Origin of the sequence: Nocardia araoensis NBRC 100135, assembly GCF_000308435.1 — a bacterium.
GTDB lineage: Bacteria > Actinomycetota > Actinomycetes > Mycobacteriales > Mycobacteriaceae > Nocardia > Nocardia araoensis.
Window position 1 is genome coordinate 39,062 of record NZ_BAFR01000003.1, and the last position, 25,176, is coordinate 64,237.

The following is a 25,176-nucleotide window of genomic DNA, read 5'->3' on the forward strand; positions in this document are numbered from 1 at the left end:
TGGTTGATGCTAGCTACCGCCCGGTGTGATGCCGACTGCCCCCGACGTGCGCAGCGTATGAACGTCCCACAGCCAGACGTCCTCCACCCGCGTCGGCGTGAATCCGAGCAGCTGGGTCACGGTCTCCCGCAGCACCTCTCCGTTCTTCGCCGGGGGCAGCACCAGGACGTCGGCTTGCCAGAACCGCAGATCGTCCATGGCGCGGGTGCGCACGCCCGCGTCGATCGGCGGCACCACACCGGTGTCCTGCGCCTGCACCAGCACAGCGGTGGTCGGACGGGCCTCGGGGCCGTAGATCCCTTTCTTGCCGGAACCGGTCGGGCCGACGAAGTAGCCACCCGCCAGCGGGAAGGTGAAACCGGCGTCGGCCTGCCAGCGCAGCGCCCGCGCGTCGGGTGGCCGGGGTGGGGGGACCATGACCACGGAGCCGTCACCGACGTAGTGGAGGACGGCGCCGTCGGCGAAGAAGTCCGGTGTCGGCGGACGCTCGACCACCGGAAGGATGGTCGGGATCAGCGGCAGCAGCGCCGCGGTGACGGCGGCGAACCATGCCACCGGCTTCCAGTCCACCGCCGATTGCGTCCAGGTCCCCACCGCGCGGTCGGTGGCCAGCGCGAGCACCACCGCGATGGCCGGGATCGCGGCCATACTCAGTCTGCTCTCCAGCACCGTGTTCAGCAGCGGAACATGTTCGGCCCAACGCCACGGCAGTCCGACGCCGGTGGGCCGTTTGCCGATCGTGGCGACCGCGCCCAGTGACAGCAGGCCGAACACCGCGATCACCACGCCCGCGGCCCGCACCACGCGGTCGCGCCACAGCAGTCCCACCGTGAACACCACCAGAAGCAGCAGCGGCCAGCCGAAGTACGCGTTCTGCTCGGTCGGGTTGATCGCCACGTTCTCGCCGGGAGCGAATACGCCGCCCAGTGATTCGGACGGGAACTGCACCAGCGCTTCGAGATCGTTGCCCATCGGGCCGTGGTCGATCGAGCGGTAGCTCTGCGGGCCGAAGAACTGCCACCACAACGGAATCTCGGTCAGCGCCAGCGTGATCACCGCGGCCAGCGCGAGGGTGGGGGCGATCGCCCGCGTGACGCGCAGCCCGGTGCGCGGAGCATGCGCATGGTGGACGATCGCGAACAGGCCGAACGCGAGGGCGAAGATCAACAGCGGTTCCTCGCCGAGCGCGATCTGCATCGCGACCAGGAATCCGAGGACGACGGCATCGCGGACCCGCCCGCGCGGGCTTTCCGGTTCCGCCGTGGCCGGGCGGCGCGCCATCCGGATCAGCCTGCCCGCGATGATCGGAAGCAACAGCAGCACGACGAAATTCGGGTGCGCATTCGCGTGCGAGATCATCCCGGGCGCGAAACCGCAGAACAGTCCGCCGAGCGCCGCCGCAGTCCGGGACCGGACCAGCTCGCGGGCGAACAGGCGATACCAGGCGAACGCCGTCCCGGCCAGGCCGAAGGTGAGCACGAGCACGAACGTGACGGTGGGTCCGAACAGCAAGGTGACCGGAGTGAGCGGCACGCCGACGCCGAACATGGCCGTGTTGGCCATCATGTTCACCCCGGCCGGGAAATTCTGCAGATCGGAGCCGAGCGGATTGTGCAGAGCGGCCACCGAGTGCGCGGTGACGGCGAAGAACCACTCCCACATCGTCTGGTCCTGACCGCTCTTGATCAGGTAGCCGCTGTCGGTGTTGCGCCACTGACCCGACAGGACCGTCGCGGCCAGCGCCAGATAACCGGCGCCGACGAGCAGGTCGGCGACTGGTAGGCCGGGAAGCCGGGTACGCGCGGGACTGGTGAGCACTCCGGTCGCCGTCGCCTTTTTCGTCGCGATCGCGACCGTCGCCGATTCCGCCGGTAGGCCGGTCTCGGCGTCCTGTGCCCGTGTCACCTGCGCATCACTCCTCGCCAGCGCCCTCCGTAGCAACCACGCCGTGCGTGGACCGACAAACGAGAGGGGTATCCACTCCGCGCGAGTTCAACCCGGTGAATCAGCGGTGGACGGTGACGAGGGTGAACGGTCCGATGTCCGTGGTGGTGAAACGCGGGTCGGCGAACAGCTCCTTGGGGAAGCTCACCGAGTAGCGCGCCACGTTCGGGTCGTTCGGGTAGACGTCCTTGGCCAGCCGCAACGTGTAGCTGTCGCCGCTGCGCCGGAACAGGAACGCGTCCGGCGCGCGCCATGGGCTCGCCGCCAGCGCGTCGAGCAAGTCCTGCGGCGTCTTCAGCTTGCTCCAGCTCTCGATGGTCGCCGCCCGGCCCGCGAAGTCGGCGAGGGGGTTGGCGTAATGCGAGGTGAGCGCTTGGAAGCCGAGGTAGGGATAGAAGGAGAGGAAGCTGGTGTCGGCGGTGAGCACGACCGTGTCGGAGCGCGGCCGCCCGGTCTGCGCGGTGAGCGCCTGATCCACCTTGCCGTACTGCGACACGGCCGAGGGAGCCCGTTGGTCGGCGCGATCGCCGTCGCCGTCGGTGTCCGTATACGCGGTGGTGATCTCGGGCGTCAGCACGTGCGGGATGTCTTGGACGAACGCCAACGCGCCGACCGTCGCCACGACGATCGCCACGAGCCGGAACCGAGCGGGTTCGTTCAGCGCCTGGTAGATCGCCCGCGCACCCTCCACGAACCCGAACGCGCCCGCGACCGACAGCAGCACCAGCAGCACCGGCTCCAACCGGAACGACAGCAGTGTGGTGCCCGCGGCGGTCGCGGCCATGGACAGCAGCGTCCACAGGTAGATCGCCGCCACCCCGATGCCGAGCGCCTGCGCCCTTCGCGACGACGCGCCGCGCAGCACCAGCCAGATGGTTCCGAGCAGGCACAGTGCCCCGAGCAGGGAGAACTGGAACATCGGCAGCGGCAGTTCCGCTCCCGCCTCCGGCAGGTAGTGCAGGGCGGTTCCGGAGCTCGCGGTCGTGCCGCGCAGTGCCTTCGCCAGGTACGGCGCCCACACGACGAGCGCGACCAGCCCGGCGATCACCGCGATCACCACGAGCCGCACCAGCGGCGGCATCGCCGCGCGCCAAGCGGGACGGGCCGAGCCCGGCGCCGTGCGAGTACGACGCGGACGGTCGGCGGCGCGGCGCGCACGCACCGCGAGGAAGGCCGCCACCAGACCCATCAGGGCCACCGCGAAGGCCGCCACGAGGAAGTAGAGGGTGTAGAACGTGGCCGCCCAGCCGAGGAACAGCCCGGTGCCGACGACCGCGCCCCAACCACCGGCCGTGCGCGGCCGCTCCGCCGATCGAACGTCCTCGAGCGGCCGGTACAGCGCCCCCCAGGCGAGCACGAGCGCCGGCGGCAGCAGCAGCACGATGACGGCGCTGTAGGCCTCGGGCGCGGCGTAGGCCAGGGTGACCGCCGTGCTCGCCGCCGCGACGCCCACCGCCCAATCCGCGCGGATGAGCTTCGACCACAACACCAGCGCGACCACCGCGGCCACGGCGAGGAACGTGATCGCGTACGGCTTGAACACTTCCCAGCCGTCCATCCCGAGCAGATTCGCCACCCGCCCGCCGATCCAGAACCAGCCCGCAGGGTAGAACGACGGCAGATCCGCGTACGTCATGTCGCGCAGCGCGGCGGAATCGGTGAGCCGGGTGAGGAACTCGGTGCGGAACTCCTGATCCACCGAGACGCCGAACAGATACAGCTTCGTCGCCGCCAGCGGCATGCCGAGGGTGAACGTGACGAAGGTCGAAAGACCGACCCAGGAAAGCGCTTTCGCGATCCAGGGCCACTTGCGCAGCCGCAGCAGCGCGATCGCGACCGCGAGCATGACCGCCGCGCCGACCTGTCCGACCGTGGTCAGCGCCCGCGTGACGTTGGAGGAGTTGAACGCGGGCCACTGCACCAGCGAGAACGCGACGAGTCCGACAACGGCCACCGCGGCGGCGACGACCGCGGCGAGCACGGCCTCGCCGGCACCCGAGGCGATCTGTCGCAGCACGAGCGACCCGCGACCAGGCGCCGGAACCGGATCGACAGGACGCGGCGGCGCTTCGTCCGCAGCGGTCACCGTGCTCAACGGACCGCTCCGCGCTCGTCGCACTGGATTACTCGCATGGCGCCTCCGGGTTCACAGGGTCACTCCGTCAGACGATAGGTGCCCGCGCGATCACTGATCACGCGGGCACGATGTCCGAACTCGATCGCCGATCAGATCGGCAGTCTGCGGAAGATCGAGCGCGGGATGTGCCGCAGCACCATCATCACGTAGCGGAAGGTGCCCGGCGCCCAGACCAGTTCCTTCCCGCGCTGCGAGGCCGCGACCGCCAGCGCCGCGACGTCTTCCTTGTCGACGGTGAGCGGAGCCTCTTTCACGTGTGCGGAGAACTGGGTCCGCACCATGCCGGGCCGGATCACCAGCACGCGCGGGCCGTGCGGCCGCAGCGCTTCGCCGAGTCCGAGGTAGAAACCGTCCAGGCCGGCCTTGGTCGACCCGTAGACGAAGTTCGAGCGGCGCACCCGCTCACCGGCCACGGAGGACATGGCGATGATCCGCCCGAAGCCCTGCGCCTTCATCTTCTCGCCCACCAGCACGCCGACGGAGACCGCGGCGGTGTAGTTGATCTGGGCGACCCGCACCGCCTTGGCCTGGTTCTGCCACAGCTCCTCGGGATCGCCGTCGAGAGCGAACGCGACGATCGCGACGTCCACGTCGCCCGCGTCCCACGCGGCGTCGATCACCTTGGCGTGACCGTCGGTGTCGAGCGCGTCGAAGTCGATGACGTCGACCTGGCTCGCGCCCGCGGCCTTCATCTGGGCGACCGCGCCTTCACGCAGCGGATCACCGGGCAGCGCCGCGAGGGTGATGCGCGCGGGCCCCTTCTTCAGGTACTCCGCGCAGATTGCCAAGCCGATCTCCGAGGTGCCACCCAGCAGCAGAATCGACTGCGGGTTGCCAACGGCATTGATCACTGCAGCTCCAGCCTTCTCGCCATATCGGACATGAAAACGCCTGTGGGGTCGACGCTACGGCGGACCTTGATCCACTCGTCGATCCGGGGATACATCTGATGGAAGGTCTCGGCGGTGGTCCGCGAATCCTTCGCCGTGTACAGCCGCCCGCCGAACTCGAGCACGCGCCGGTCCAGTTCGCCGACCAGCTCGTTGAGGCCCGGCTTGATCGGGAAGTCGACGCAGATGTTCCAGCCCGGCATCGGGAAGCTCAGCGGGGCCTGGTTGCCCGGGCCGAACAGTTTGAACACGTTCAGCGCCGAGTAGTGCCCCGACGCCTGGATGTCGATGATGATCCGCTTGAACTCCTCGACCGCCTCGGTCGGCACCACGAACTGGTACTGGAGGAAGCCGTTGGAGCCGTAGCCGCGGTTCCACTCCGCGATCATGTCCAGCGGGTGATAGAACTGCGTCAGGTTCTGCACCTTGCCGGTGTAGTTGCCGCCCATCCGGTAGTAGGCCTCGCCGATGGACATCAGCGTCAACTTGTTCATCGTCCAGTTCGGGAAGATGTCCGGGACGGTCATCAACTGCGGCGCGTCGAACTTCAGCGGCTTGCTGCGCAGCCGCTTGGGCAGCTCGTCGAGCTTCGCCAGCCTGCCCCGGGTGATAGTGGCCCGGCCCAGCTTGGGCAGCGGGCTGATGACGTCGAACCAGGCGCTCGAGTACGTGTAGTTCGACTCGCTGCCGTCGCTGTGCGCGGCGATGGTCTCATCGAGGGTCGTGGTCTTCACGCCGTCGTTGAGGAAGTAGGCCGTCTCCGTCGGCGCCATCTCGATGGTGGCGCGCAGGATGATGCCGGTGAGCCCGTTGCCCCCGACGGTCGCCCAGAACAGCTTGGCGTTGCGCTTCGGCGTGATGTGCTGCACCTGCCCGTCGGCGGTGAGCAGATCGATCGAGCGCACGTGGTTGCCGAAGCTGCCCTCGCTGTGATGGTTCTTGCCGTGGATGTCGGAGGCGATCGCGCCCCCGATGGTCACCTGGCGGGTGCCGGGCAGCACCGGGACCCAGAGGCCGAACGGCAGCGCGGCCTTCATGAGCTGATCCAGGCTGACGCCGCCGTCCACGTCCACGATGCGGGTGTCGCGGTCGATCCGGTGGATGTTGTTCAGCGCGGTCATATCGACGACCAGGCCGCCCGCGTTCTGCGCGTGGTCGCCGTAGGAGCGGCCGAGGCCGCGAGCGATCACGCCGCGCCGCAGGTGGGCGGGCTTGCCGTCGTTGTCCTCGGCGACCATGGCGACTGCCTTGGCGATCAGTTCGGGATCGCTGGTCGAGAGCACTTCGGAAGAGGTGGGTGCGGTGCGACCCCACCCGGTCAACGTGCGGGTGCGCGTCGGAAGAGTGAACGCGGTGCCCGCGGCCGGGCCGTCGTTCGTGACGCCGGCGCCTTTGTCGTTCCCGGTTGTCTTGGTGGCGGTCGGAGCTTTCGTGGACATCGGCATAGAGGCTACAGGTATGACGCCAGATCGGAGCGGGGTCGCTCTACCCATGGGTAGTGACGTACACGTCGGTTCAGCACCCGATCCCGGTCATCGCCCGTTCGACGCTACGCTCATCGGCGTGCAAGCCGAACCCCACCTGCCGCTTCCGGCCGAGTTGCCCCTGGTCGACGAGCCGGGCGGCACCGAGGTCGACCTCAAGACGCAGATCATCCGGTTCACCCTCACCGGCGGGTTCTCGGCCGTCGTGGACTACGGGCTCTACAGTCTGCTGCTCAACTTGGTCGGCCTCCCGGTCGGCGTCGCCAAGTCGATCAGCTTCGTGGCGGGTACCACGACGGCTTACCTGATCAACCGCCGCTGGACCTTCCAGGCCCCGCCCAGCCGCGCCCGCTTCCTCGCGGTCGTCGCGCTCTACGCCCTCACCTTCGCGGTGCAGGTCGGCATCAACAACGTGCTCTACTTCGCCCTCCCCGGCGAGTGGTGGCGCCAGCCGCTGGCCTTCGTCGTCGCCCAGGGCACCGCGACCGTCATCAACTTCATCGTCCAACGCTTGGTGATCTTCAAGCTCCGCTGAGCGGACGTTGGCTAATCGCTGGTTGCACCGCGACCTGCCAGGAAGTTCTCGACCAAGCGGTTGACTTCGTCGGGGATCTCCGCGGCCGCGAGATGCGCGGCCCCGTCGATGACCACGAGTTCCGAGTCCGGGATGGCGTCGGCCATGGCCGCGAGTTCGGGTACGGGGAAGGTGCGGTCCTCGCGGCCTCCGACGATCAGCGTGGGGCAGGTGATCGAGGCGAAGAGGTCTCGTTGGTCCGGGCGATCGATCACCACGGATCGCACGGCGTGGATGATCGATGCCGGATCATTGCGCCGGGCGACGTCGAGGACCTGCCGGACGACCTGCGGCCGAGCGCTTTCGGTTGTCGGACCGAGAAATGCCCGAACCACCGATCTGGTCAGTGGCGGCCGGATCCCGCCGAGCACGCGGATCGCCAGCAGCAGCGTCCGGTACTGCAACCTCTGAGCTATCGGCGCCGACGATGCCGTGCCGTTCATCAGAACGGCGGACTTCACCCGATCGGGGAACGCGGCGGCGAGGGTGCCGCCGATCATGGCGCCCCAGGAGTTCCCCAGGAAATGAGTCCGCGGTAGCCCGAGGTGATCGAGGACGTCGACGACGCAGCCCGCGCACTCCTCGAACGTGAAACGCCGTTCGAGACGACTGGACCTTCCATGACCGGGCGGATCCACCGCGATGGTCAGAAAATCCCCTCCGAAGTGGGCGACCTGGGCGTCCCACAGGCCCGCGTCCATCAGCAGGCTCGGCCACATCACCATCGGATCGCCACTGCCGGTCGTGACGACGTGCAGCAGCCCGAGCCGCGTTTGTACGTGAGCACGCGTGCTTTCCATGACAGTGCCCATTCCTTCGTTCAGGAGCCGCTGGTCACTGTGTCGACCGGCTCGCTCTTCTCCGCTTCGGCCCCGAAGTGGTCGGCGCCCCTCGCGCGCACCGTGTCGGTGCCTCAGTCGCGTTGTCGGCGTTGTGCCGGGCATCGCCGCTCCCGCCGAGCCCGGCCACGACGGCTGAGCGGCGCACGCGCCCTGGCCGTGATCTGTACGATCGGGCTCACGTTAAGACGCAGACCTCTGCGCGCTCGACCTGATGCGCGCACGGGCCTGACGGAAACGCGCACGTCAGTCGGAGGTTGCTCGTGTCGGTCGCCGAGCCGTACCTGGTGGAACGGGTCGATACCGGCGCGGTCGCGCCGCGCGATTCGGCCGACTTCTGGGCTGAGCACGTCAGTCGTAACCAGGGCACGTTGGAGTGCCGTTTCGCCAGCCGCTCGTCGTTCCGGGGAACTACGGCCGTGCAGCGATACGCGGGCTATCAGTTGATCGACTTCTGGTCGGACAGCGTCGTCTATTCCAGGACGCGCGCGGATATCCGGCACGACGGCGACGAGAGCCTGCGGGTGATGATCCCGATGTCCGGCGCGTTGCACGTTCGACAGGACGACACCACCGCCCAGGTGCTTGCGGGCCACGGCGCGATGGTCACGAAGACGCGTCCCGTGGATTTCGGCCAACCGCTGGCCGCGCGAGGGTGGGTGATGAACATTCCCGCGGGCGCGCTGCCGCTCGAGGTCGGTGCCGGACCCGCGATGTTCGACTTGCGCGAGGGTCTGGGATCCGTTGTGACGAGCATGATCACCGAACTCGGCAGGCAAAGGGAGGCCGTCGACGGACCCGAGTTCGCCTCCGCCTGTGACACGATCGTCGATCTGCTCCGCCTTTGTATGCGCCGCCGCGACCCGACGCCCACAGTGCTGGCCACGGTGGACACCGCGGTCCGCGACCACGTCCGCAGGCACGCCGACGATCCGAACCTGACCCCGACCGAGATCGCGCGCAGCCTCGGCTGGTCACTGCGCCAGGTCCAACTGGCCCTGCACCACACCGGCACCACACCGAGCGAGCTGATCCGCGGCGCGCGCCTCGACCGCGCACACCGCCGCCTCCGCGAAGCCCCGCCCGACCGCACCGTGGCAGAAATCGCCTACGCCAGCGGCTTCCGCTCCCTCAGCGCTTTCGGCTCCGCCTTCAAGGCGCGGTTCGGGATGACCCCGCAGGATATGCGGCCACGCTGATCGGGCTGTCCAGTCCCTGCACATCCCACACGACGGATCACGCCGGATGTCCTTCACCGCGTTACGCGGTCATCGTCTTGCCAGGACGGTTCCGTTGCCTCCTTTCTGCGAGCGGACGGCATCGGATACGGTGTTCGTCGCCCCGGGGGAAACGAACAGGCGCCGCCGATCTGAACCCGAAGGGCGACAAGATACTTCAGCGGAGCAGGGGGCGTAGTGGCAGGATACTTACAGGTCGATATCGACGTTCTGGCCAAAACGGTGCAGTCACTTCGCGACGCCGAACAAGTTTTGGACGATGCGATGAAAGCGCTCGCCAAGGGCGGGCACGGCGACATCGGTACAACGGCGCTCAACGATGCGGCCGATAGCTTCCAGCGGCGGTGGCGCTTCGGAATCGAGCGAATCCGTGAGGCCGCGACCACGACTGCCGAGGGCGTGTCGAAATGCCATGATGCTTACCTTTCCCTCGACACTTCGTTCGCGAAGGCACTCGGGCAACCGGAGATTCCGGTCGACGGGCAAGCGCCCGCCGGCGACCAGCAGAGTGACGCCCGATGAACGTCAACCCCTTCCCGAACCTCGGGTTCAATCCGGTTCCCGGTACGCCGGATGAGGTCGCGAGCCTGCGCGGGCAGATCGATTCGGCTCGACAAGGTGTGACGGAAACCAGGAGCCTGCTCAATCGCCTGGTCGACAGTGACGACGTGTGGAAAGGCGATGCGGGCACCGCCTTTCGGACGAACTTCGACGCCACGCTGTCCAGCGATCTGGGATACGCCCAGCAATCGTTGGAGCAAGCCGTCGATCTGCTGAACGAGTGGCACATCAACCTGGTCAGCTACCACGACACCGCGAAGGGACTGGAACAGGAAGCGGCCGACGCGCGCGCTCAACACACCCAGGCGCTGAGCGCACTACAACAAGCTCGGTCCAATCCTGACCTCGGCCTGGCGAACGTGCGATTCACCGATCCCGATGAACTGCGTGCCGCGCAAACCAGGCTGAACAGCGCCACTGCGCAGGTAAACGCGGCCGTGACCGCAGTCGATGACTGGCAAGTCAAGATCGAGGCGATCATTCGCCGAGCACGGGATCTGGAAACTACGCACAGTGCCCTCGCGGGCCGGATCGCTGCGGCACTGGACGCCGCGGCGAAGGACTTCGCTCCCAGCCCGCCGGACAAGAGCATCTGGGATCGGATCACCGACGCGATAGAAGCGGTCGGTGACTGGATCGATGAACACCGGGAGGGACTGCACGAATTCCTGTCGTGCACGGCGGCGATCGCCGGTTTGCTCGCGGTGGTCACTCCGCCGCCGGTTGATGCGATTGCCCTGGGGGTCGCCCTTGCCGCGGGTGCGGGTGCGTTGGCGCTCGACGTCACCGACGCGGAGATGCGCGACGATCTGTTGCACGGAAGTCTCAGCGAGCGTCTCAGCGCGGGTTTGACGATCTCCGGCGATGCGATGGGCCTGATTCCTGGCGTAGGAGCGCTCGGGAAGGTCGGTAAGGTCGCGGTGCTCGGAGACGCGGTCGGCGATATCGGCCGATTCGAGAGCATGGCCCGCACCTGGTCCGAAGCCGCCCACAACCCGGGGCTCGTCAACAAGTTCATGACCGACCACAACGTCGGTAACGTGACGAACATCCTGTCCGGCACCGGAGCCACCAACGGTGTGAACCGACTGTTGCAACTCACTGGAGTCGAAGGGGCGCACAGTGTGGCGGATCCGGCGGTGGCGCTGACTGTGCTCAAACGCGGAGAAGGCGCTGTCAGCACGCTTGCCGGTACGGCGCTGGATCACATTTTCGGGGGTTGACGACAGCATGGAGAAGCGACAGCGCATACCGGGGCCTGCCATTTCGGTCGAGATACCGCCGGGTTATCACGAACTTCCGCTGACCGGTATCGCGACGGCTGTTCGCGCCGCGGAGCCGGTCCTGCTGCGTTCCACGACCGGGTCGCTGCGCGAGAGCGTACCGGCGACTCTCGGCACCCTCGAGTTCCTGCTCGGCGCACTCGCGGTACGAAGAGCGGTCTACTGCGGAATCGGTATGCATCGCGGTGACGCCGGCCAACCGGTCACCTCGTGGCTGACGATTTCCTGCAAGGACGCTGGGGAACCGCGGAATCCGCGATTGGTGATCCTCGATTTGGCTCAGGCCAAACTGCGCGATGAGGTGCCCTGGCGTGTCGAGCCGGTAGAGATCGAAAGCCGCCCCGTGCTCTTCACCGAAGGTGTCCGCCGCTATCCAGCACCCGATCTGCCCGCTGCTCCCGATGTAGGCGACGATGCCCTGGCGTTCCAGATGGAAGCACTGATTCCCTCATCCGATGGCACGACCGTGGCAGTGATCGAAGTCGCGACAACATCCTTGGAGTCGGGCCCCGAATTCGCCCCGATGCTCTTCATGATGGCTGCTTCCCTCGAATTCGAAGCGTCGGCATCCGGGGCGGGGAGCCTCGACCTGTGAGTACCGACCGAAGTGCTGAATCGAGCTCAATGGCGTCCCCGCCGCCGGTACCGGCGGCGAAGTGGGCGCCGACCCGAACTGCGCTGCGCCGTAACTGGCTGCTGCGCTGGCCGCTTCTGCTGACCGCTTTGGCCTGCGGGCCATTGGCCGTCGTGATGATGAACGAGTTCGATCATCCGGGCGTGCACGGATTGGCGAAGCTCGGTAGAGTCGCGATTCAGCCGGTGGCTCTCTTTTTCGTCTTCGGCACGATGTTCGGTGGCGTGTTCGTCTGGATCAACCGCCGCAGGCGCAAGGCCCTCTCGAGGAACCCGTGGACGGTCTGGCCCATCCGTTACATCGCTGCGGGGAAGTACGAGTGGATCGACCTGCTCGGCCCGAACGGAGAGATCGTCTCGAGCCTGATCCTGAGCACCTGGGCGTGGGATCGCGGAAAGCTGGTCAACCACAACACCCGAGAGGTGTGGTTCGCCGGGACGCCATCGAAATACGGCGTTGTATCCCGTCCCGGCGGCCGGGATATGCGCTACGCCTACGTGTCTCGCGTGTACAAACCCCCACGGTTCACCTTCCAGGAACGGCAAGGCGATTCCGCCACCGGCGGGCGCCACGCAGCCAACTGACCCTGGTCATCGCCGTCGACAGCCACCACGAGTGGCACATGGCTGCGGCATTTTCGAGAGAAGCTCTCGGTGGTGTGCCACTCGCGGTTCGGCCGTGGCGGCGTCGCTTCCGGCTTGTCAGAAGGAGCAGTCGGTGGGACGGCCTGCCCAGCCACCCTTCAGGAATTTGATGACGGCGCAGAACAGATCCTCTGACCAGGAACCGACCGGAGTCACGACCGACGTCGTGGCGACGGGTGTGGAGACAGGTGCGGCGAGAGGTTCCGCGGCGGCCGAGCCAACCGGAGCGACGAGTCCTGCGATCACGGCGGTGACGACGACAAGCTTCTTCATCAGGTGTCCTCTTCTGTGGCTGTGGATGGCGGCTCGTAGCGCCGCACAACCGACTGATCGGTGGCAATTGCTCCGACGTTACGAATTATGTTGCGCACCAGATACTTCGGCACGGGTGCGGTTCGGCACCGCGCGGATCAATCCTTGCGGGTCCATGCGAGCGTGATCCGTATTTCACGAAGCCGCCAGCCGGCCGGTGTGCGTACGGTCGTGCAGGCCAGTCGCAGGCCGCTTGTCAGGTGGGGTGGTTGACCGTCGCGGTAGTAGTGGACGAGTGAGTTCGCCGAGGCCGTGGCCTGGTCGCCGTCGAGGGTCACCAGCAGGTCGGTGGTCGTGTGCTGGGTGTGTTCCCCCTCGACCTCGGCCTGCCGCATGTAGTCGACGACCTTGTCGATGCCGCGGACTTGGATTCGCGGCGAGTTGACCTCCACATCGTCGGTGTAGATGGTGTCGGCATCGTCGTATCGCCCCTCGTCGAGCAGGCGGGCGAAGCGGGTGAACAGGTCGGCGATCTCGATACGGTCGGTGACCGGCGTAACCGTGGGCATGGCAACTCTTTCGTTGGCTGGGCCAATATTGGTAACGCCAACCATATACCAAATGGTTGGCTCTGCCAACGATGTATGGTGGCTGTCGTGGATAAGGCACCCGCACGACTGACCGCGAAGCCGAGTTGGCTGCTCACCCAGTTGGCCGTGCACGCCCACCGGTTGGCGTCCGACGGCTTCGGCGAGGTGGGTGCGCGTGGCTACCACTACCGCATCCTCGCCGCGCTGGACGAGTTCGGGGCGGGCAGCCAGGCCGACCTCGGGCGCCGGTGCAGTATGGACCGCAGCGACGTGGTGGCGGCGATCAACGAACTGGCCGGGCAGGGTTTCGTCGAGCGGAAGCCGGACCCGGAGGACCGAAGGCGCAATATCGTGACCCTCACCGAGGCGGGCGATCGGCAGCTGCGCCGCATGGACCGAGCGCTCGACAAGGTGCAGGACGACCTGCTCCGACCGCTTTCGGCCGGGGACAGAGAGGATCTGACCCGGCTGCTCACTCGCCTGCTGGCGCACCATCAGCGGGGATGAAAGCTACCGGTCCGTGTGGGTCGGTAGGCGGACCGTCCGGCGACGTGCTCCCTCAGGAACCGCTGATGACGGTGTCGGCCAGCTGGTCCTTCTCCGCTTTGGCTCCGAAGTAGTCGCCGCCTTTGGCGCGAACATTGTCGGTACCCCAGTCGCGTTGTTCCCGCACGGCGGGGATCAGATGCGGGATGTGCTTGCGGCAGTGGATGTATGCCTCCTCCACGTCCACCACTACCCAGCGTTCGGCGGCGCGGCCCTTGTGGTTGACGGGCAGGTCGGGCACGGTGGTGCGGAGTGCCGGGTCGGAGACGATGCGGGCCGTGCCGTTGATGTGCAGTCCGATGAGGTCACGCACGAAATCGATGAGCAAGATCCCGACGTGCGGGTTTTCCAGGATATTGCCGAGGCTGGCCATGACGCCGTTGCCACGGTATTCCGGATAGGCGATGGTGCGGTCGTCTATCACATGGAGGAAACCGGGCGGTCCGGCTCGGAAACTGGAGTCGCATTCGCCGTGTTTGTCGGATGTGGCGATGAACGCCATATCCATCCGGCCGATGAAATCGATCATCGCCGGATTGAGCCGGTCGAGCACCTGGTCGTCGTAGAAGCGCTGCGCTCGATCTTGTGTTCCGTACCGTTCTTGCAGCTCATATTCCCCGTCGCTGCCACTGTGTCCACCGGGCATCGCAGCCCCCTCCGGTCGCCGGAATGCGGGTTCTACCAGGCTCGACGTTGAACCACGGTCGTATCGAGATCGCGGTCGATTTTAGATGATAACCGCTCGGCAAAACGTCGAAATCCGCGTCGAGAATGCCTCGGATTTCGACGCGGCGCAAGTATTTCCGATGATTAGCTAAAAGCCGACCGGCCGGAATTATCTCCGGCCGGTCGAGATTTGCGGGATCGGTCGGCGTGGATCAGGCCGGAGCAAGCGTCACCGGAACACCGTTGAACACGGCGTTGCCGGAGGGTGCGTCGACCACCGAATCATCGGTCAGCACATTGGCGTTGACGCCCGCGTGCGTACGGGCCACGGTCTGCGCGCTGTCGCCGTGACCCCACCCGTGCGGCAGGCTCACCACGCCGGGCATGATGGCTTCGGTCGGCTCCAGTGGCACCGTCAGTGTTCCGGCGGCCGATTTCACCACCGCGTGATCGCCGAGCCCGAGCCGGGCCACATCGGCCGGATTGATATGCAGCGTGCAGCGATTCGATCCGCTCACCAGCGTCGCGATGTTGTGCATCCAGCTGTTGTTGGATCGCAGCTGTCGCCGCCCGATCAGCACGATCTCCGGCGCGGCGTCGGACAGGCGCGCTCGCATCCGCGCCACGTCGTCCAGCAGCGGCTGCGGGGCCAGGTCCACCCGTCCGCTCGCCGTGCGCAGCGCGCCAGGCAGCCGCGGCCGCAACGGACCGAGGTCGATGCCGTGCGGGTTGTCCAAGAGCACTTGCAGATTGAGTGTGCCGCCGTTCCACTCGCCGTACGGCCCGAGGCGCAGCATCAGATCGATGCGCTGCTCGGTGCTGTTCTCGCCGATCAGGTCACCGCGCCGCTCGGGGATCCCGGCCTTGTGCAGCATGCCCGCGATGACGAGTTCGTCCACGGCGGTGAGCGGGTCGACCCCGTCGGAGCCGTCGTGCGGCCTGCCGGTCAGCGCGGCGGCGAGACGAGCCAGGACGGCGGGCTCGGAAGGCCGGTCACCCAGCGGCACCAGCGGGCGCGAGTAGCGCGTGTAGTTGCGCACGGCGAATTGCAGCAGCGCGAAGTCGTAGTGCGGGGACTGGGTGGGACGCGGCGGAGGCAGGATCACATCGGCGTGCCTGGTGGTCTCGTTCACATACCGGTCCACGCTCACCATGAAGTCGAGCTGGGCGAACGCCTCGTCCAGCCGTGCGCCGCTCGGCGCGGACAGCACCGGATTGCCCGCGACCGTCACCAGGGCGCGGATCTGGCCTTCGCCCGGCGTGGTGATCTCGTCGGCGAGCGTCGCGACGGGCAGCTCGCCCATCGCCTCGGGCAGCCCGCGGACCCGGCTGGTCCAGCGTCCGGGGCGAAACGGCTTGGTGCGGGAGATGCCGCCGGCCGCGGCGGTGGCGAACATCGCTCCGCCGGGGGAGTCGAGGTTGCCGGTCAGCGCGTTGATCGCGTCGACGAGCCACTGCGTGATCGTGCCGAACTCGGCGGTGCACGTGCCGATCCGGGCGTACACCGCCGCGGTCGGCGCCGCCGCGAGTTCGCGGGCGAGCCGCACGATGGTAGACGCGGGCACGCCGGTGCGCGTCGCGACGGTATCCGGATCGAACGCGCCGGCGGCGGTGCGCAATTCGTCCAGACCGGTGACCTCGACGCGCAGATCGGTCAGCTGTTCGGCGAAAAGCGTGTGCACGATGCCGAACAGCAGGTACGCATCGCTGCCCGGACGGATGAACAGGTGCTCGTCGGCGAGTTTCGCGGTGCGGGTCACCCGCGGATCGACCACCACGAAGCGGCCGCCCCGGCCGCGCAGCGCCTTCAACCTGCCCGGGAAATCCGGTGCGGTGCACAGCGAGCCGTTCGATTCCAGCGGATTGGCCCCCAGCATCAGCAGGTAATCGGTGCGGTCGAGGTCCGGCACCGGCACGGTGAGCGGATCGCCGAACATCAGCCCGCTGGCCACCTGCTTGGGCATCTGGTCGGCGGTGCTGGCGGAGTAGATGTTCCTGGTGCCCAGCGCGCGGAGCAGCGCGGGCACGTACAGCGCGCCTGCCACGGTGTGCGCGTTGGGATTGCCCAAGTAGGCCGCGGCCGACTGGCTTCCGTGCTCGGCCACGACGGCGGGAAACCGCTCGGCGATGTAATCGAAGGCTTCGTCCCAGGTCGCGGTGTGCCAAGTGCCGGTCGCGCGATCACGGATCAGCGGTTCGGTCACCCGGTCCTGATCCTCGTCGAGGTGGCCGAAGCTGGCTCCCTTGGGGCAGATGAAGCCCTTGCTGAAGGGGTCGCTGCGGTCGCCGCGGACCGAGGTCACGTGGTCGTCCGGGTCCAGGGTGATTTCCAGGCCGCAGACCGCCTCACAGAGCGGGCAGGTCCGCAGCAGATTGCGCGATTGCGTGATCGGGGCCATACCCCATCTTGGCGTCCCGCGGTGGAACTGAAAAGAGACCGCTTGATATCGGCAACGCCAAACGACCGGTACCCGGCAGCGCTCCGGGGTGGGGATCCGGAGCGCCGGGACGGATACCGGTCGCAAACAGGCCGGGTAGCGCGGCCCCGGCCCGCGATCAGCAGGTGAACTCGATCAGGGGTGCGTCGTTCAGCAAGCGATGGTCAGGTTGGCGCGGCGCGACGAGGTGGCGGCGCGTACGGCCGCGGCGATCGCGACGACCGGCGGCACCCAGCGGGCCTCGGCGGGCGCGACGCCCCAGCAGGCGGAACCGGCCGAGAGGTGGGTGGGCGGCAGCGGGATGCCCGCGCCGTCGGTGTACACGATGGCGCCGGCCTCGCGCAGCGCCTCGAGCGCCATCGCGGCCTTGCGGACGCCGGTGACCAGGTGAATCTCGCGACGCTCCGCGCCGGGAACCTCGATCACCGGACCGGACAGGTTGTTCGCCCGCAGGAAGCGGCGGACCTCGCCGGCGAGTTCGCCGGTGACCTCGATGCCGGACAGGTCGTCGTCGGTGATCAGGCTCAGACCGTTGGCCGTTTCGGCGACCGTCCATCCGCGCTGGTTGTAGTCCTGCGCAGCGGCGGTCAGCTCGGCCGCCGTGACGGAAGTCGGAAACGTGGTGCGCACTGTCTTCTCCATTCCCCGGTAGATCTCTGGGTCCTGCATTCATGGGTCGTATCGGCGGGGGGCGCCGTGGGCGTTACGGGTTCTCCGAAAGAATTTCCGGAGTGTCGCCTAGGTCTCATTTCCGAGAGGTTCGTCCGTGGGCCGCCGGGCACCCCGAGGTGGCTCGCCACGCTTGCCACGCAGCTACTTTCGGCCGTGGACCTGGCCACTCGCTGCGCCGGAGCTGTGCGGTCGCTGTGGATGGGCGTAAGGGGTGTTGCGGGTGCGAAAACATACCGGCAGCGGGTGATTTCCGGCTGGATCCCCGTGCCCCCGGCGGGGGAGGATTCTCGGCATGAGCGTCAGGCCTGGAGGTGGCAGCTTGCGTAACCGCTCAGGGCGCAGGGCTGCCGCAGCGGGATTCGGCATGCGCATCGGGCCCGGCTTGTGTGACACAGGGACACGCAACACGACCCTCGGCTCGGAGGAGGAGACGACATGAGTGACGAATCCAACGGAGCAGGCGCGCCCGTGGACGCCGACGACTACGAGGCCGAGTCGCGCTGGATCGCGTGGAAAGAGTCGGCGGCCAAGCGGTTCTCCGCGACCGTCTCCGACGAAGAACAACCCGTCGAGCCGTTCCGCAGCCCGCGGGCGTTCGCACAGTGGAGTGCCGCGGCCGCGCGCGCTCTGCTCGACGTGCAGTTCCACCGCCCGGCCACCCGAACTCTCTTGCCGCTGGCCTACATCTTGGGTCTGGTGTTCGCCTTCGCCGTGCCCATCACGCTGACGGTCTCGGCATGGCGGGTGTCGGCGGTGCTCGGCTTGCTCGCCGCGGTGCTGGGCGTGCCGCTCGGCCTGACCATCGCCGCCGCCGTCCGCCTGATGCTCGAGTTCCTGGTCAACGCCTCCCGTCTGGCGACCAGGGTGGAGCACATCAGCGAACTGGCCGACGACCTGTTCCAGGCGTTGTCGGACGTGGCCGAGCCGGTCAACCAGCTGTCCGAAGACGTTCGGGCGGTGCAGTTCTGGCGCTTCCGCAAGCGAAACCCACGCAGGTAGAGACCCGATCGCGGCAGGCGGAAGTGGTTGACGCACGGGAGTCATCGGCGTAGCTGAGACACGCGCAGTGACCGCTGTGAGTTTCACTGTGAACAATGCTGTTCGGATACCCGGAATCCACCTCGGGTGTCCGAGGGCGGGCCGCGCCGCCGACCGTGCATGGGTTCACGGGTGCGGGCGGCGTACGGCGAACAGGGGGGAAGCATGGCTTTACCACAGGGAACGACCGGATCGACCATGCCGCGACGGCAGCTCGGCAGGCAGTTGCGCGATCTGCGCAACCGGGCCGGGATGACCACGCGGGTGGCCGCGCAGCAGCTGGAGTGGTCGGAGGCGAAGATCTGGCGGATTGAGACCGGCCAGACCTCGTTGCGCGGCCTGGATGTCGAGGCGATGTGCAAGGTCTACGGTGCGCCGCCCGACCTGCTCGAACCGCTGCGTGCGTTGGCGCGCGATACGAAAGCCAAGGGCTGGTGGACCGCCTACGGCGATGTGATTCCGGAGGGGTTCGAGGTATACATCGGGCTGGAAGAGGCGTGCACCCGGCTGCTCACTTACGAGAACGAACTCGTCCCTGGCTTGCTGCAAACCGAGGGCTACACCCGCGCGGTGTGCGCGGCGGCGCATCCCGAATTGTCCGCGGACGAGCTCGACCGCAGGGTGCGTTTACGCCAGGCCAGGCAGGCGCTGGTCACCCGCACCGACGCGCCGCTGTGGCTGGACGCGCTGATCGATGAGTCGGTACTGCGGCGGCGCATCGGTGACCCGACGGTGACCGCCGAGCAACTCGACCATCTGCTCGATATGGCGCGGTTGCCGAACGTCCGGCTCCGGGTGGTGCCCGGGGATTGCGCCTATCACGACGGCATGGCGTCGGGCCGTTTCGTGCTGTTGGAGTTCGCCGAGGTGGGTTCCGGCGAGCGGCCGGAACCGCCGGTGGTCTACCTGGAGACGTTCACCGGGCCCGTCTACGTGGACAAGGAATACGAGATAGCGCGGTTCCGAGCGGCATTCGCGAGCATCGAGGCGGCGGCGATCGACGCGCGCGCACGCATCGAAGACGCGCGGAAAGCGCTCTGAGCAAGGGCCTCAGCCCGCGCTGATCAGCACTTCGGCGGCCCCGGCAGTGCCCAGGTGTCGCTCAATACCGCCCGGTGGGTGGGCAGGGCCTGCTCGTAGACCTCGCGGCCCTTGTCGGTGAGGCAGACGAACACGGCGCGACGGTCTTGCTCACACATGGTGCGCTGGACGAGGCCGTCGCGTTCCAGCCGCGCCACGGCCCGCGACAGCGCGCTCTGGCTGAGATAGATGTCGTTGGCGAGGTCGCTCATCCGGTAGTCGCCGCAGTTGGCATCGACCAGCCGGTCCAGCGTCTCGAACTCGCTGAGCCCGATCTGATGGCCGTTCTGGAGCGCTTTCTCGAGCGCGCAACTCACCGCCGCATGCCGGTCGAGCAGCTCGCGCCACTCTCCAACGAGCCCGGCCTGCGCGGGAGCGCGCCGGGCTGTGCCCAGGATGGTCGGCTTCGACATGGCCCCATCTTAGTGGGCTCGGACAGTCTATGCAATTGCATTTAATGTGTTGGCATTTAATGCACACGCATGTAATGTTCCCCGCATGACTTCACCAGCAACGCTCTCGGCCGCTCAGGCGAGCGATCCGGCCAGATGGTCAGCCCGGCTCTGGGGCATGCTGATCACGCTGTGCATCGTGTTGTTCCTCGACGGGCTCGACGTCTCGATGATCGGTGTCGCACTGCCGTCCATCGGCACGGAACTCGATCTGTCCACCTCGACCCTGCAATGGCTGGTCAGCGGTTACGTCCTCGGCTACGGCGGTCTGCTGCTGCTCGGCGGCCGCACCGCCGACCTGCTCGGGCGGCGCAAGGTCTTCCTGATCGCGCTCGCGGTCTTCGCGGTCGCCTCGCTGGCCGGCGGTCTGGTCAGCTCCGGTCCGCTGCTGATCCTCACCCGCTTCGTCAAGGGCCTCGCCGCCGCGTTCACCGCGCCGACCGGCCTGTCCATCATCACCACGAACTTCGCCGAGGGCCCCGCCCGCAACAAGGCGCTGTCCATCTACACGGTGTTCGGCGCGGGCGGCTACTCCATGGGCCTGCTGTTCGGCGGCCTGATGACCGGTGTCGGCTGGCGCTGGACGTTCTTGCTGCCGGTGCCGATCGCGCTCGCCGCGCTGGTCGCTGCCTATGTGCTGGTGCCCAAGGACAAGGCCGCCGAGGAAGGCGGACACGACCTACTGGGGGCGCTGCTGTCCACCGCCGCCATGCTGCTGCTGGTCTATACCGTGGTCGCTGCGCCGGAAGCGGGCTGGGCTTCGGTGCGCACCATCGGTTCGTTCGTCGCGGTCGCCGCTCTGTTCGCCGGGTTCGTCGCGGTGGAGAAGCGGGTGCGCTACCCGCTGGTTCGCCTGGGAATCCTGCGCAAGTCCTCGCTGGTCCGTGCCAGTCTCGCGATCGTCGCGGTGGCGGGGTCCTACTTCAGCTGGCAGTTCATCGTGACCCTGTACATGCAGGACACTCTCGAGTGGTCTCCGTTGAAGCTGGCCATGGCGCTGCTGCCGGTCGGTCTGCTGGTGGTGCTGTCGGCCTTCTTCTCCGACAAGCTCGTCGATCGCTTCGGCACCGGCCCGGTGATCGGGGTGACCATGACCGTGATGGCCGTCGGCTACCTGCTGTTCCTGCGGCTGGACACCGCGCCCTCCTACCTGACGATGCTGCTGCCCGCGGTGCTGCTCATCGGCATCGGATGGGTCGGCTTCCCGGCCATCAACATCCAGGCCACCAACGGCATCGATGACGAGGAGCAGGGCCTCGCCGCCGGAGTGCTGCAAACGTCCATGCAGGTCGGCGCGGCCATCGTGCTCGCGGGGACCACGGCGATCATCTCCTCCGGCGCGCACGCCGACATCTCGGCCGCCGGGATGCTCGACACCTACCGTCCCGGTCTGGAGTTCGCCGCGGGCGTGTCCATCGTCGGCGCGCTCGTCGCCCTGCTGGCCTTCGTGCCGCGATTCCGCGGCCGGGAGCGGGCGGCGGACGAGCAGAAGGAATTGCAACTCGTGGGCTGACGAGGTATCGGCCGAGCGCCGTCATCCCGCACCGGGGTGGCGGCGCTCGACGCCGTTCGGATCACGAGAAAGGCGGAGCCACGCTGTCTTTCGCGGAGCGGATGAACGTCAGTTCCCGGCCGTTGCGCCCCACCCGCGGCCACTCGATGCCGAGGGTCGGGTCGAACGCGTCGATGTCATGGTCGAACTCCGGCTGGTACTCCAGGGAGCACAGGTAGGTGACCGTCGAACCGTCCTCGAGCGAGAGGATCGCGTGGCCGAGCCCTTCGGACAGGAACACCGAGCGCCGGTCGACGTCGTCGAGCAGCACGCTGTCCCAGCGGCCGTAGGTCGGCGAGCCGGGGCGCAGGTCGACGACCACGTCGAGGAACGCGCCGCGCACGCAGGTCACGTACTTGGCCTGTCCGGGCGGGTCGTCGGTGTAGTGGATGCCGCGCAATACCCCGGCCGCCGACACCGAGCAGTTGACCTGCCGCAGGTCGAACGCCCGCCCGGTCGCCTTCTCGAACTCCGAGGCCTTGAACCCCTCGAGGAACATGCCGCGATCGTCACCGTGCTGGCGCGGCGTGATCACCCATGCGCCCGGCACCGCGAGTTCCCGGAACTCCATGCTCACCAGTCCCGTCCGCGTTCGAGCAGATCCAGCAGGTAGCGGCCGTAACCGGAGCGGACCAGCGGTTCGGCGAGCGCGCACAGCTGCTCGTCGTCGATGAAGCCCATCCGCCAGGCCACCTCCTCCGGCACGCCGATCTTGAGGCCCTGCCGCTCCTCGATGGTGCGGACGTAATTGGCGGCGTCGAGCAGGGAATCGAAGGTACCGGTGTCCAGCCAGGCGGTACCGCGGGCGAGCACGTCCACGCTCAGACGATCCTGTTCCAGATAGGCGCGATTGATGTCGGTGATCTCGTACTCCCCGCGGGCGGACGGACGCAGCGACCTGGCGATTTCCACCACGTCGTTGTCATAGAAGTACAGCCCCGGAATGGCGTAGTTCGATCGCGGCGTCTTCGGCTTCTCCTCGATGGACACCGCGCGTCCTTCGGTGAACTCCACCACGCCGTAGGCGGTCGGGTCGGAGACCCAGTAGGCGAACACCGCGCCGCCGTCGATGCCGTGGAAGCGATTGAGACTGGTGCCGAGGCCGGGACCGTGAAAGATGTTGTCGCCGAGCACCAGTGCGGCGCAATCGCCGCCGATGTGATCGGCGCCGAGGACGAAGGCCCTGGCCAGGCCGTCGGGCTCGGGCTGGACCACGTAACTCAGCGACAGCCCGAACTGCGTGCCGTCACCGAGCAGCCGCCGGAACGCCGTTGCGTCCTCGGGCGTCGTGATCACCAGGATGTCCCTGATCCCCGCGAGCATCAGCGTGGAAAGGGGGTAGTAGACCATGGGTTTGTCGTAGACCGGGACCAGCTGCTTGCTCACCCCGCGCGTGATCGGGTGCAACCGGGAGCCGGTGCCGCCCGCCAGAATGATTCCGCGCATGCCTTGGAGTCTGCCAGTTTCGCGGCTGCGGGATTCGGTGAGGTTCCGAGTAGTCCTCGATTCGGTTACGGACGTTTCGCCGCGGCGGTGTTGGAGCGATTCTGTTGCGTAGGTCACGATGCGCATGGTGTTCTGAAAAGACACTGTGTGAGATGTCAGCGCCGACAGCTCGCCTGGGCACGGTCCGGTCGTGATTCGGCGCGCCAGTTGTGAGGTAGGTGCGCGATGTCGACCAGAGACGGCGAGCCCGGTGTGGTGATGAATCCGAGGGGTCCCAGCGCGCAATCGCGCTTACTGCTGGCCACCTGCATGGGTGTGGTCCGGCCGATGCTGCGAACCTTTCCCGTGACCAAGGCGACTATTCCGGTCGGCGCCGTCACTGTCGACGGGCTGGCGCGGTTGCGTCCGCGGCCGCAGGGGATCGATCGGGAGCAGGTGTCACTGCACGGCATCCGCCTGGAGATCATCCGCCCGGCCGGTGCGTCGCGTGCGTTGCGCCACGGCGCGGTGCTGTACATGCACGGCGGCGGCTTCGCGATCTGCAGTACCCGCAGCCACCGTCCGATCGCGGCGAGCCTGGCCCGCCGCACCGGTCTGCCCGTGATCAACGTCGAGTACCGCCAGCTGCCCCGCACCCGGATCAGCGACTCGGTGCTGGACTGCCTGGCGGCCTACCGCTGGCTGCTGCGCCACGGCGCGGATCCGGGGCGCATCATCTTCGCGGGTGATTCGGCGGGCGGATACCTCACCTTCGCGACCGCCCTGCTGGCCTTGGAGTCGGGGCTGCCTTCGCCGGCCGGGTTGGTCGGCTTGAGTCCGCTGCTTGACCTGGACTATGGCGCGAAGCGGGATTACGTGAACGTCGCGCGGGATCCGTACATCCCGCTGTCGGCGCTGGAAGCGGTGGTCCGCATCGGCGCGGAGATCGACGGGGTCCTGGATCCGAGCCTGTCGCCGGTCAACGCGGTGCTGTCCGCGCTTCCGCCCGTGCTGCTGGTCGCCGCCGAGGACGAGGTGCTGCGCTTCGACGCCGAATTGATGGCGCAGCGGCTCACCGCGGCGGGCGTGCCGAACGCTCTCGAACTGTGGCGCGGCCAAGTCCACGCCTTCATGAGCATCGCGCCGAACCTGCCGGAGAGCAGGGCGGCGCTGGCCCGGGTCGCGCGGTTCGTGCGGGCCAGGATCGAAGGGGACCAGCGGGCTCGGACGGCGTAACCCGGTCGGGCCCTGCCCAGGCGAGCCCCGCCCCGCATCGGACGGGACGGGGCTCGCGTCTGTGCGGAGTGGGCGCGCCGATCAAACTATTTCCGAGTCGAAGTTATTCATCCTTGATAGTCCAGGTCACGACGCCGTAATCATCGTTCTTCATATTTTGTTCAGCGCTGGTTCACTTTGTCGCCGGTAGTTCGAACGAATGAAGCCCCGCCCGCGCGGAGAGCGCGGAGCAGGGCTTCGATTCGTTTTTCAGTTGTCCGTTCGGCCGCGGATTACTTCGGGGCGTTGAACGGCTGGTTGATGGTGGTGAAGTACTGGATCGCAGCACCGATGGCGACCGGGGCGGTGATCAGCAGCTGGCCCGCCAGGGTGCCCAGCGCGCCGACGGCGATGATGCCGCCGAGGCAGCCGATGGCCGCGGCCGGGATGAAGGCGCCGAACAGGCCGACGATGGCCGCCGAGGCGACGGTCGCGCCGGCGATGCCGCCGAGGACGCAGCCGACGGCGCCGCCGCCGATGCCGCCGACCAGGGTGCCGATGGTGGCGCCGGTCGAGATGGTGTCCTTCATGCGGTTGAAGGCGGCCTGCTCACGGTCGTACTCGGTCTTCCAGGGCGCCTTGTCCTCGAACGGCAGGGCGACCGGCTTGTAGGTCGCGTGCGCCATGTCGAACTGCGGGGTCAGGGTGGCGGTGCGGTCCGCGATCTCGGCAGCGATCGGGAACTCGAAGTCGTCCACCCGGAAGGTCAGCGGCATGCCGGTGAGCACGTCACCGTTGGCGGCCTTGACCTTGAACGTGCCGTCCTCGACGACCATGGAACCGGCATCGGTCGTGATGATGGACTGGGTGTCGGTCGCGTGGGCGGTGAAGTTCACCGCGCCGTCGGCCTCGGAGGCCGGAGCCGCGTTGACGGTGCCGGCGGTGACGCCGAGAGCGGCGATCAGCAGTGCCGACGTCGCGGCGAATTTCCTCATCAGCATTTTGTTTGGAACCTCGATTGA

The 25,176-nt window shown here is 67.5% G+C and carries 25 protein-coding genes; 11 read left to right on the plus strand and 14 right to left on the minus strand.

Annotation, left to right across the window (positions count from 1 at the left end; all coding sequences use genetic code 11):
* Nucleotides 1-9: 9 nt before the first annotated feature.
* The 4 genes from ON21_RS00685 to dprE1 form a co-directional block, all read right to left on the minus strand.
* On the minus strand, nucleotides 10-1,905 hold the full coding sequence (locus tag ON21_RS00685; protein ID WP_245562387.1) for a glycosyltransferase family protein: 1,896 nt from the start codon (nucleotides 1,903-1,905) through the stop codon (nucleotides 10-12).
* Nucleotides 1,906-2,005: 100 nt separating this feature from the next.
* Entirely contained in the window at nucleotides 2,006-3,958 is a 1,953-nt protein-coding gene (locus ON21_RS00690) for a galactan 5-O-arabinofuranosyltransferase (RefSeq protein ID WP_039794361.1), read from the minus strand.
* Nucleotides 3,959-4,170: 212 nt separating this feature from the next.
* Nucleotides 4,171-4,932, minus strand: a complete 762-nt coding sequence (gene dprE2, locus ON21_RS00695) for a decaprenylphospho-beta-D-erythro-pentofuranosid-2-ulose 2-reductase (RefSeq protein WP_039794313.1) — start codon at nucleotides 4,930-4,932, stop codon at nucleotides 4,171-4,173.
* The gene (dprE1, locus tag ON21_RS00700; RefSeq protein ID WP_039794314.1) at nucleotides 4,929-6,416 is read right to left on the minus strand and encodes a decaprenylphosphoryl-beta-D-ribose oxidase; all 1,488 of its coding nucleotides are present in this window, start codon (nucleotides 6,414-6,416) and stop codon (nucleotides 4,929-4,931) included. Before dprE1 ends, dprE2 begins: the two co-directional genes overlap by 4 nt.
* Nucleotides 6,417-6,534: 118 nt before the next feature.
* Here dprE1 and ON21_RS00705 point away from each other — a divergent pair, with 118 nt between their 5' ends.
* Entirely contained in the window at nucleotides 6,535-6,990 is a 456-nt protein-coding gene (locus ON21_RS00705) for a GtrA family protein (RefSeq protein WP_245562388.1), read from the plus strand.
* An 11-nt stretch (nucleotides 6,991-7,001) separates the two neighbouring features.
* On the opposite strand, the gene ON21_RS00710 is transcribed toward ON21_RS00705, so the two are convergent.
* Nucleotides 7,002-7,829 (minus strand): alpha/beta fold hydrolase, encoded by an 828-nt coding sequence (locus tag ON21_RS00710; protein ID WP_039794363.1) that lies wholly within the window; start codon nucleotides 7,827-7,829, stop codon nucleotides 7,002-7,004.
* Nucleotides 7,830-8,131: 302 nt separating this feature from the next.
* Here ON21_RS00710 and ON21_RS00715 point away from each other — a divergent pair, with 302 nt between their 5' ends.
* The 5 genes from ON21_RS00715 (at nucleotide 8,132) to ON21_RS00735 (ending at nucleotide 12,168) form a co-directional block, all read left to right on the plus strand.
* Nucleotides 8,132-9,067 (plus strand): helix-turn-helix domain-containing protein, encoded by a 936-nt coding sequence (locus ON21_RS00715; RefSeq protein ID WP_051020119.1) that lies wholly within the window; start codon nucleotides 8,132-8,134, stop codon nucleotides 9,065-9,067.
* A 216-nt stretch (nucleotides 9,068-9,283) separates the two neighbouring features.
* Entirely contained in the window at nucleotides 9,284-9,628 is a 345-nt protein-coding gene (locus ON21_RS35560) for a hypothetical protein (protein WP_157170676.1), read from the plus strand.
* Nucleotides 9,625-10,890 (plus strand): hypothetical protein, encoded by a 1,266-nt coding sequence (locus ON21_RS00725; RefSeq protein WP_051020121.1) that lies wholly within the window; start codon nucleotides 9,625-9,627, stop codon nucleotides 10,888-10,890. Before ON21_RS35560 ends, ON21_RS00725 begins: the two co-directional genes overlap by 4 nt.
* Entirely contained in the window at nucleotides 10,853-11,545 is a 693-nt protein-coding gene (locus tag ON21_RS00730) for a hypothetical protein (protein WP_157170677.1), read from the plus strand. The genes ON21_RS00725 and ON21_RS00730 overlap by 38 nt, the downstream gene beginning before the upstream one ends.
* A gap of 29 nt (nucleotides 11,546-11,574) precedes the next feature.
* Nucleotides 11,575-12,168, plus strand: a complete 594-nt coding sequence (locus ON21_RS00735; RefSeq protein WP_039794315.1) for a hypothetical protein — start codon at nucleotides 11,575-11,577, stop codon at nucleotides 12,166-12,168.
* A 117-nt stretch (nucleotides 12,169-12,285) separates the two neighbouring features.
* Here the strand turns inward: ON21_RS00735 and ON21_RS00740 are convergent, their stop codons facing one another.
* Together ON21_RS00740 and ON21_RS00745 are read right to left on the minus strand one after the other, a co-directional pair.
* Nucleotides 12,286-12,501: a hypothetical protein gene (locus ON21_RS00740; RefSeq protein WP_039794316.1), complete on the minus strand. Its 216-nt coding sequence runs from the start codon at nucleotides 12,499-12,501 to the stop codon at nucleotides 12,286-12,288.
* A 137-nt stretch (nucleotides 12,502-12,638) separates the two neighbouring features.
* A complete protein-coding gene (locus tag ON21_RS00745; RefSeq protein WP_039794317.1) occupies nucleotides 12,639-13,049 on the minus strand; it encodes a nuclear transport factor 2 family protein in 411 nt (136 codons plus the stop codon).
* An 87-nt stretch (nucleotides 13,050-13,136) separates the two neighbouring features.
* Here ON21_RS00745 and ON21_RS00750 point away from each other — a divergent pair, with 87 nt between their 5' ends.
* Nucleotides 13,137-13,577 (plus strand): MarR family winged helix-turn-helix transcriptional regulator, encoded by a 441-nt coding sequence (locus tag ON21_RS00750; protein WP_039794369.1) that lies wholly within the window; start codon nucleotides 13,137-13,139, stop codon nucleotides 13,575-13,577.
* Between the two features lie 52 nt (nucleotides 13,578-13,629).
* Here the strand turns inward: ON21_RS00750 and ON21_RS00755 are convergent, their stop codons facing one another.
* The 3 genes from ON21_RS00755 to ON21_RS00765 all read right to left on the minus strand — a co-directional run bounded on the left by ON21_RS00755 (nucleotide 13,630) and on the right by ON21_RS00765 (nucleotide 17,389).
* Nucleotides 13,630-14,262, minus strand: coding sequence for a pyridoxamine 5'-phosphate oxidase family protein (locus tag ON21_RS00755; protein WP_039794318.1), 633 nt, complete (start codon nucleotides 14,260-14,262; stop codon nucleotides 13,630-13,632).
* A 232-nt stretch (nucleotides 14,263-14,494) separates the two neighbouring features.
* Nucleotides 14,495-16,681, minus strand: coding sequence for a molybdopterin-dependent oxidoreductase (locus tag ON21_RS00760; RefSeq protein WP_039794319.1), 2,187 nt, complete (start codon nucleotides 16,679-16,681; stop codon nucleotides 14,495-14,497).
* 189 nt (nucleotides 16,682-16,870) lie between these two features.
* On the minus strand, nucleotides 16,871-17,389 hold the full coding sequence (locus ON21_RS00765) for a hypothetical protein (RefSeq protein ID WP_245562389.1): 519 nt from the start codon (nucleotides 17,387-17,389) through the stop codon (nucleotides 16,871-16,873).
* A 438-nt stretch (nucleotides 17,390-17,827) separates the two neighbouring features.
* On the opposite strand from ON21_RS00765, the gene ON21_RS00770 reads away from it, so the two are divergent.
* Together ON21_RS00770 and ON21_RS00775 are read left to right on the plus strand one after the other, a co-directional pair.
* On the plus strand, nucleotides 17,828-18,391 hold the full coding sequence (locus ON21_RS00770) for a DUF4282 domain-containing protein (protein ID WP_039794320.1): 564 nt from the start codon (nucleotides 17,828-17,830) through the stop codon (nucleotides 18,389-18,391).
* Between the two features lie 237 nt (nucleotides 18,392-18,628).
* Nucleotides 18,629-19,471, plus strand: coding sequence for a helix-turn-helix domain-containing protein (locus ON21_RS00775; RefSeq protein WP_245562391.1), 843 nt, complete (start codon nucleotides 18,629-18,631; stop codon nucleotides 19,469-19,471).
* Between the two features lie 23 nt (nucleotides 19,472-19,494).
* Here ON21_RS00775 and ON21_RS00780 read toward each other — a convergent pair whose 3' ends face one another.
* Complete coding sequence (locus ON21_RS00780; protein WP_039794321.1) at nucleotides 19,495-19,923, minus strand: MarR family winged helix-turn-helix transcriptional regulator; 429 nt, start codon at nucleotides 19,921-19,923, stop codon at nucleotides 19,495-19,497.
* An 85-nt stretch (nucleotides 19,924-20,008) separates the two neighbouring features.
* Between ON21_RS00780 and ON21_RS00785 the strand changes: the two genes are divergently transcribed.
* Complete coding sequence (locus tag ON21_RS00785; RefSeq protein WP_039794322.1) at nucleotides 20,009-21,475, plus strand: MFS transporter; 1,467 nt, start codon at nucleotides 20,009-20,011, stop codon at nucleotides 21,473-21,475.
* 61 nt (nucleotides 21,476-21,536) lie between these two features.
* Here the strand turns inward: ON21_RS00785 and ON21_RS00790 are convergent, their stop codons facing one another.
* Nucleotides 21,537-22,085: a dTDP-4-dehydrorhamnose 3,5-epimerase family protein gene (locus ON21_RS00790; protein WP_039794323.1), complete on the minus strand. Its 549-nt coding sequence runs from the start codon at nucleotides 22,083-22,085 to the stop codon at nucleotides 21,537-21,539.
* Nucleotides 22,086-22,087: 2 nt separating this feature from the next.
* The gene (gene rfbA, locus ON21_RS00795) at nucleotides 22,088-22,960 is read right to left on the minus strand and encodes a glucose-1-phosphate thymidylyltransferase RfbA (RefSeq protein WP_039794324.1); all 873 of its coding nucleotides are present in this window, start codon (nucleotides 22,958-22,960) and stop codon (nucleotides 22,088-22,090) included.
* Between the two features lie 225 nt (nucleotides 22,961-23,185).
* Between rfbA and ON21_RS00800 the strand changes: the two genes are divergently transcribed.
* Nucleotides 23,186-24,175, plus strand: coding sequence for an alpha/beta hydrolase (locus ON21_RS00800; RefSeq protein ID WP_051020123.1), 990 nt, complete (start codon nucleotides 23,186-23,188; stop codon nucleotides 24,173-24,175).
* Nucleotides 24,176-24,447: 272 nt separating this feature from the next.
* Here the strand turns inward: ON21_RS00800 and ON21_RS00805 are convergent, their stop codons facing one another.
* Entirely contained in the window at nucleotides 24,448-25,155 is a 708-nt protein-coding gene (locus ON21_RS00805; protein ID WP_039794325.1) for a DUF8020 domain-containing protein, read from the minus strand.
* Nucleotides 25,156-25,176: the final 21 nt, after the last annotated feature.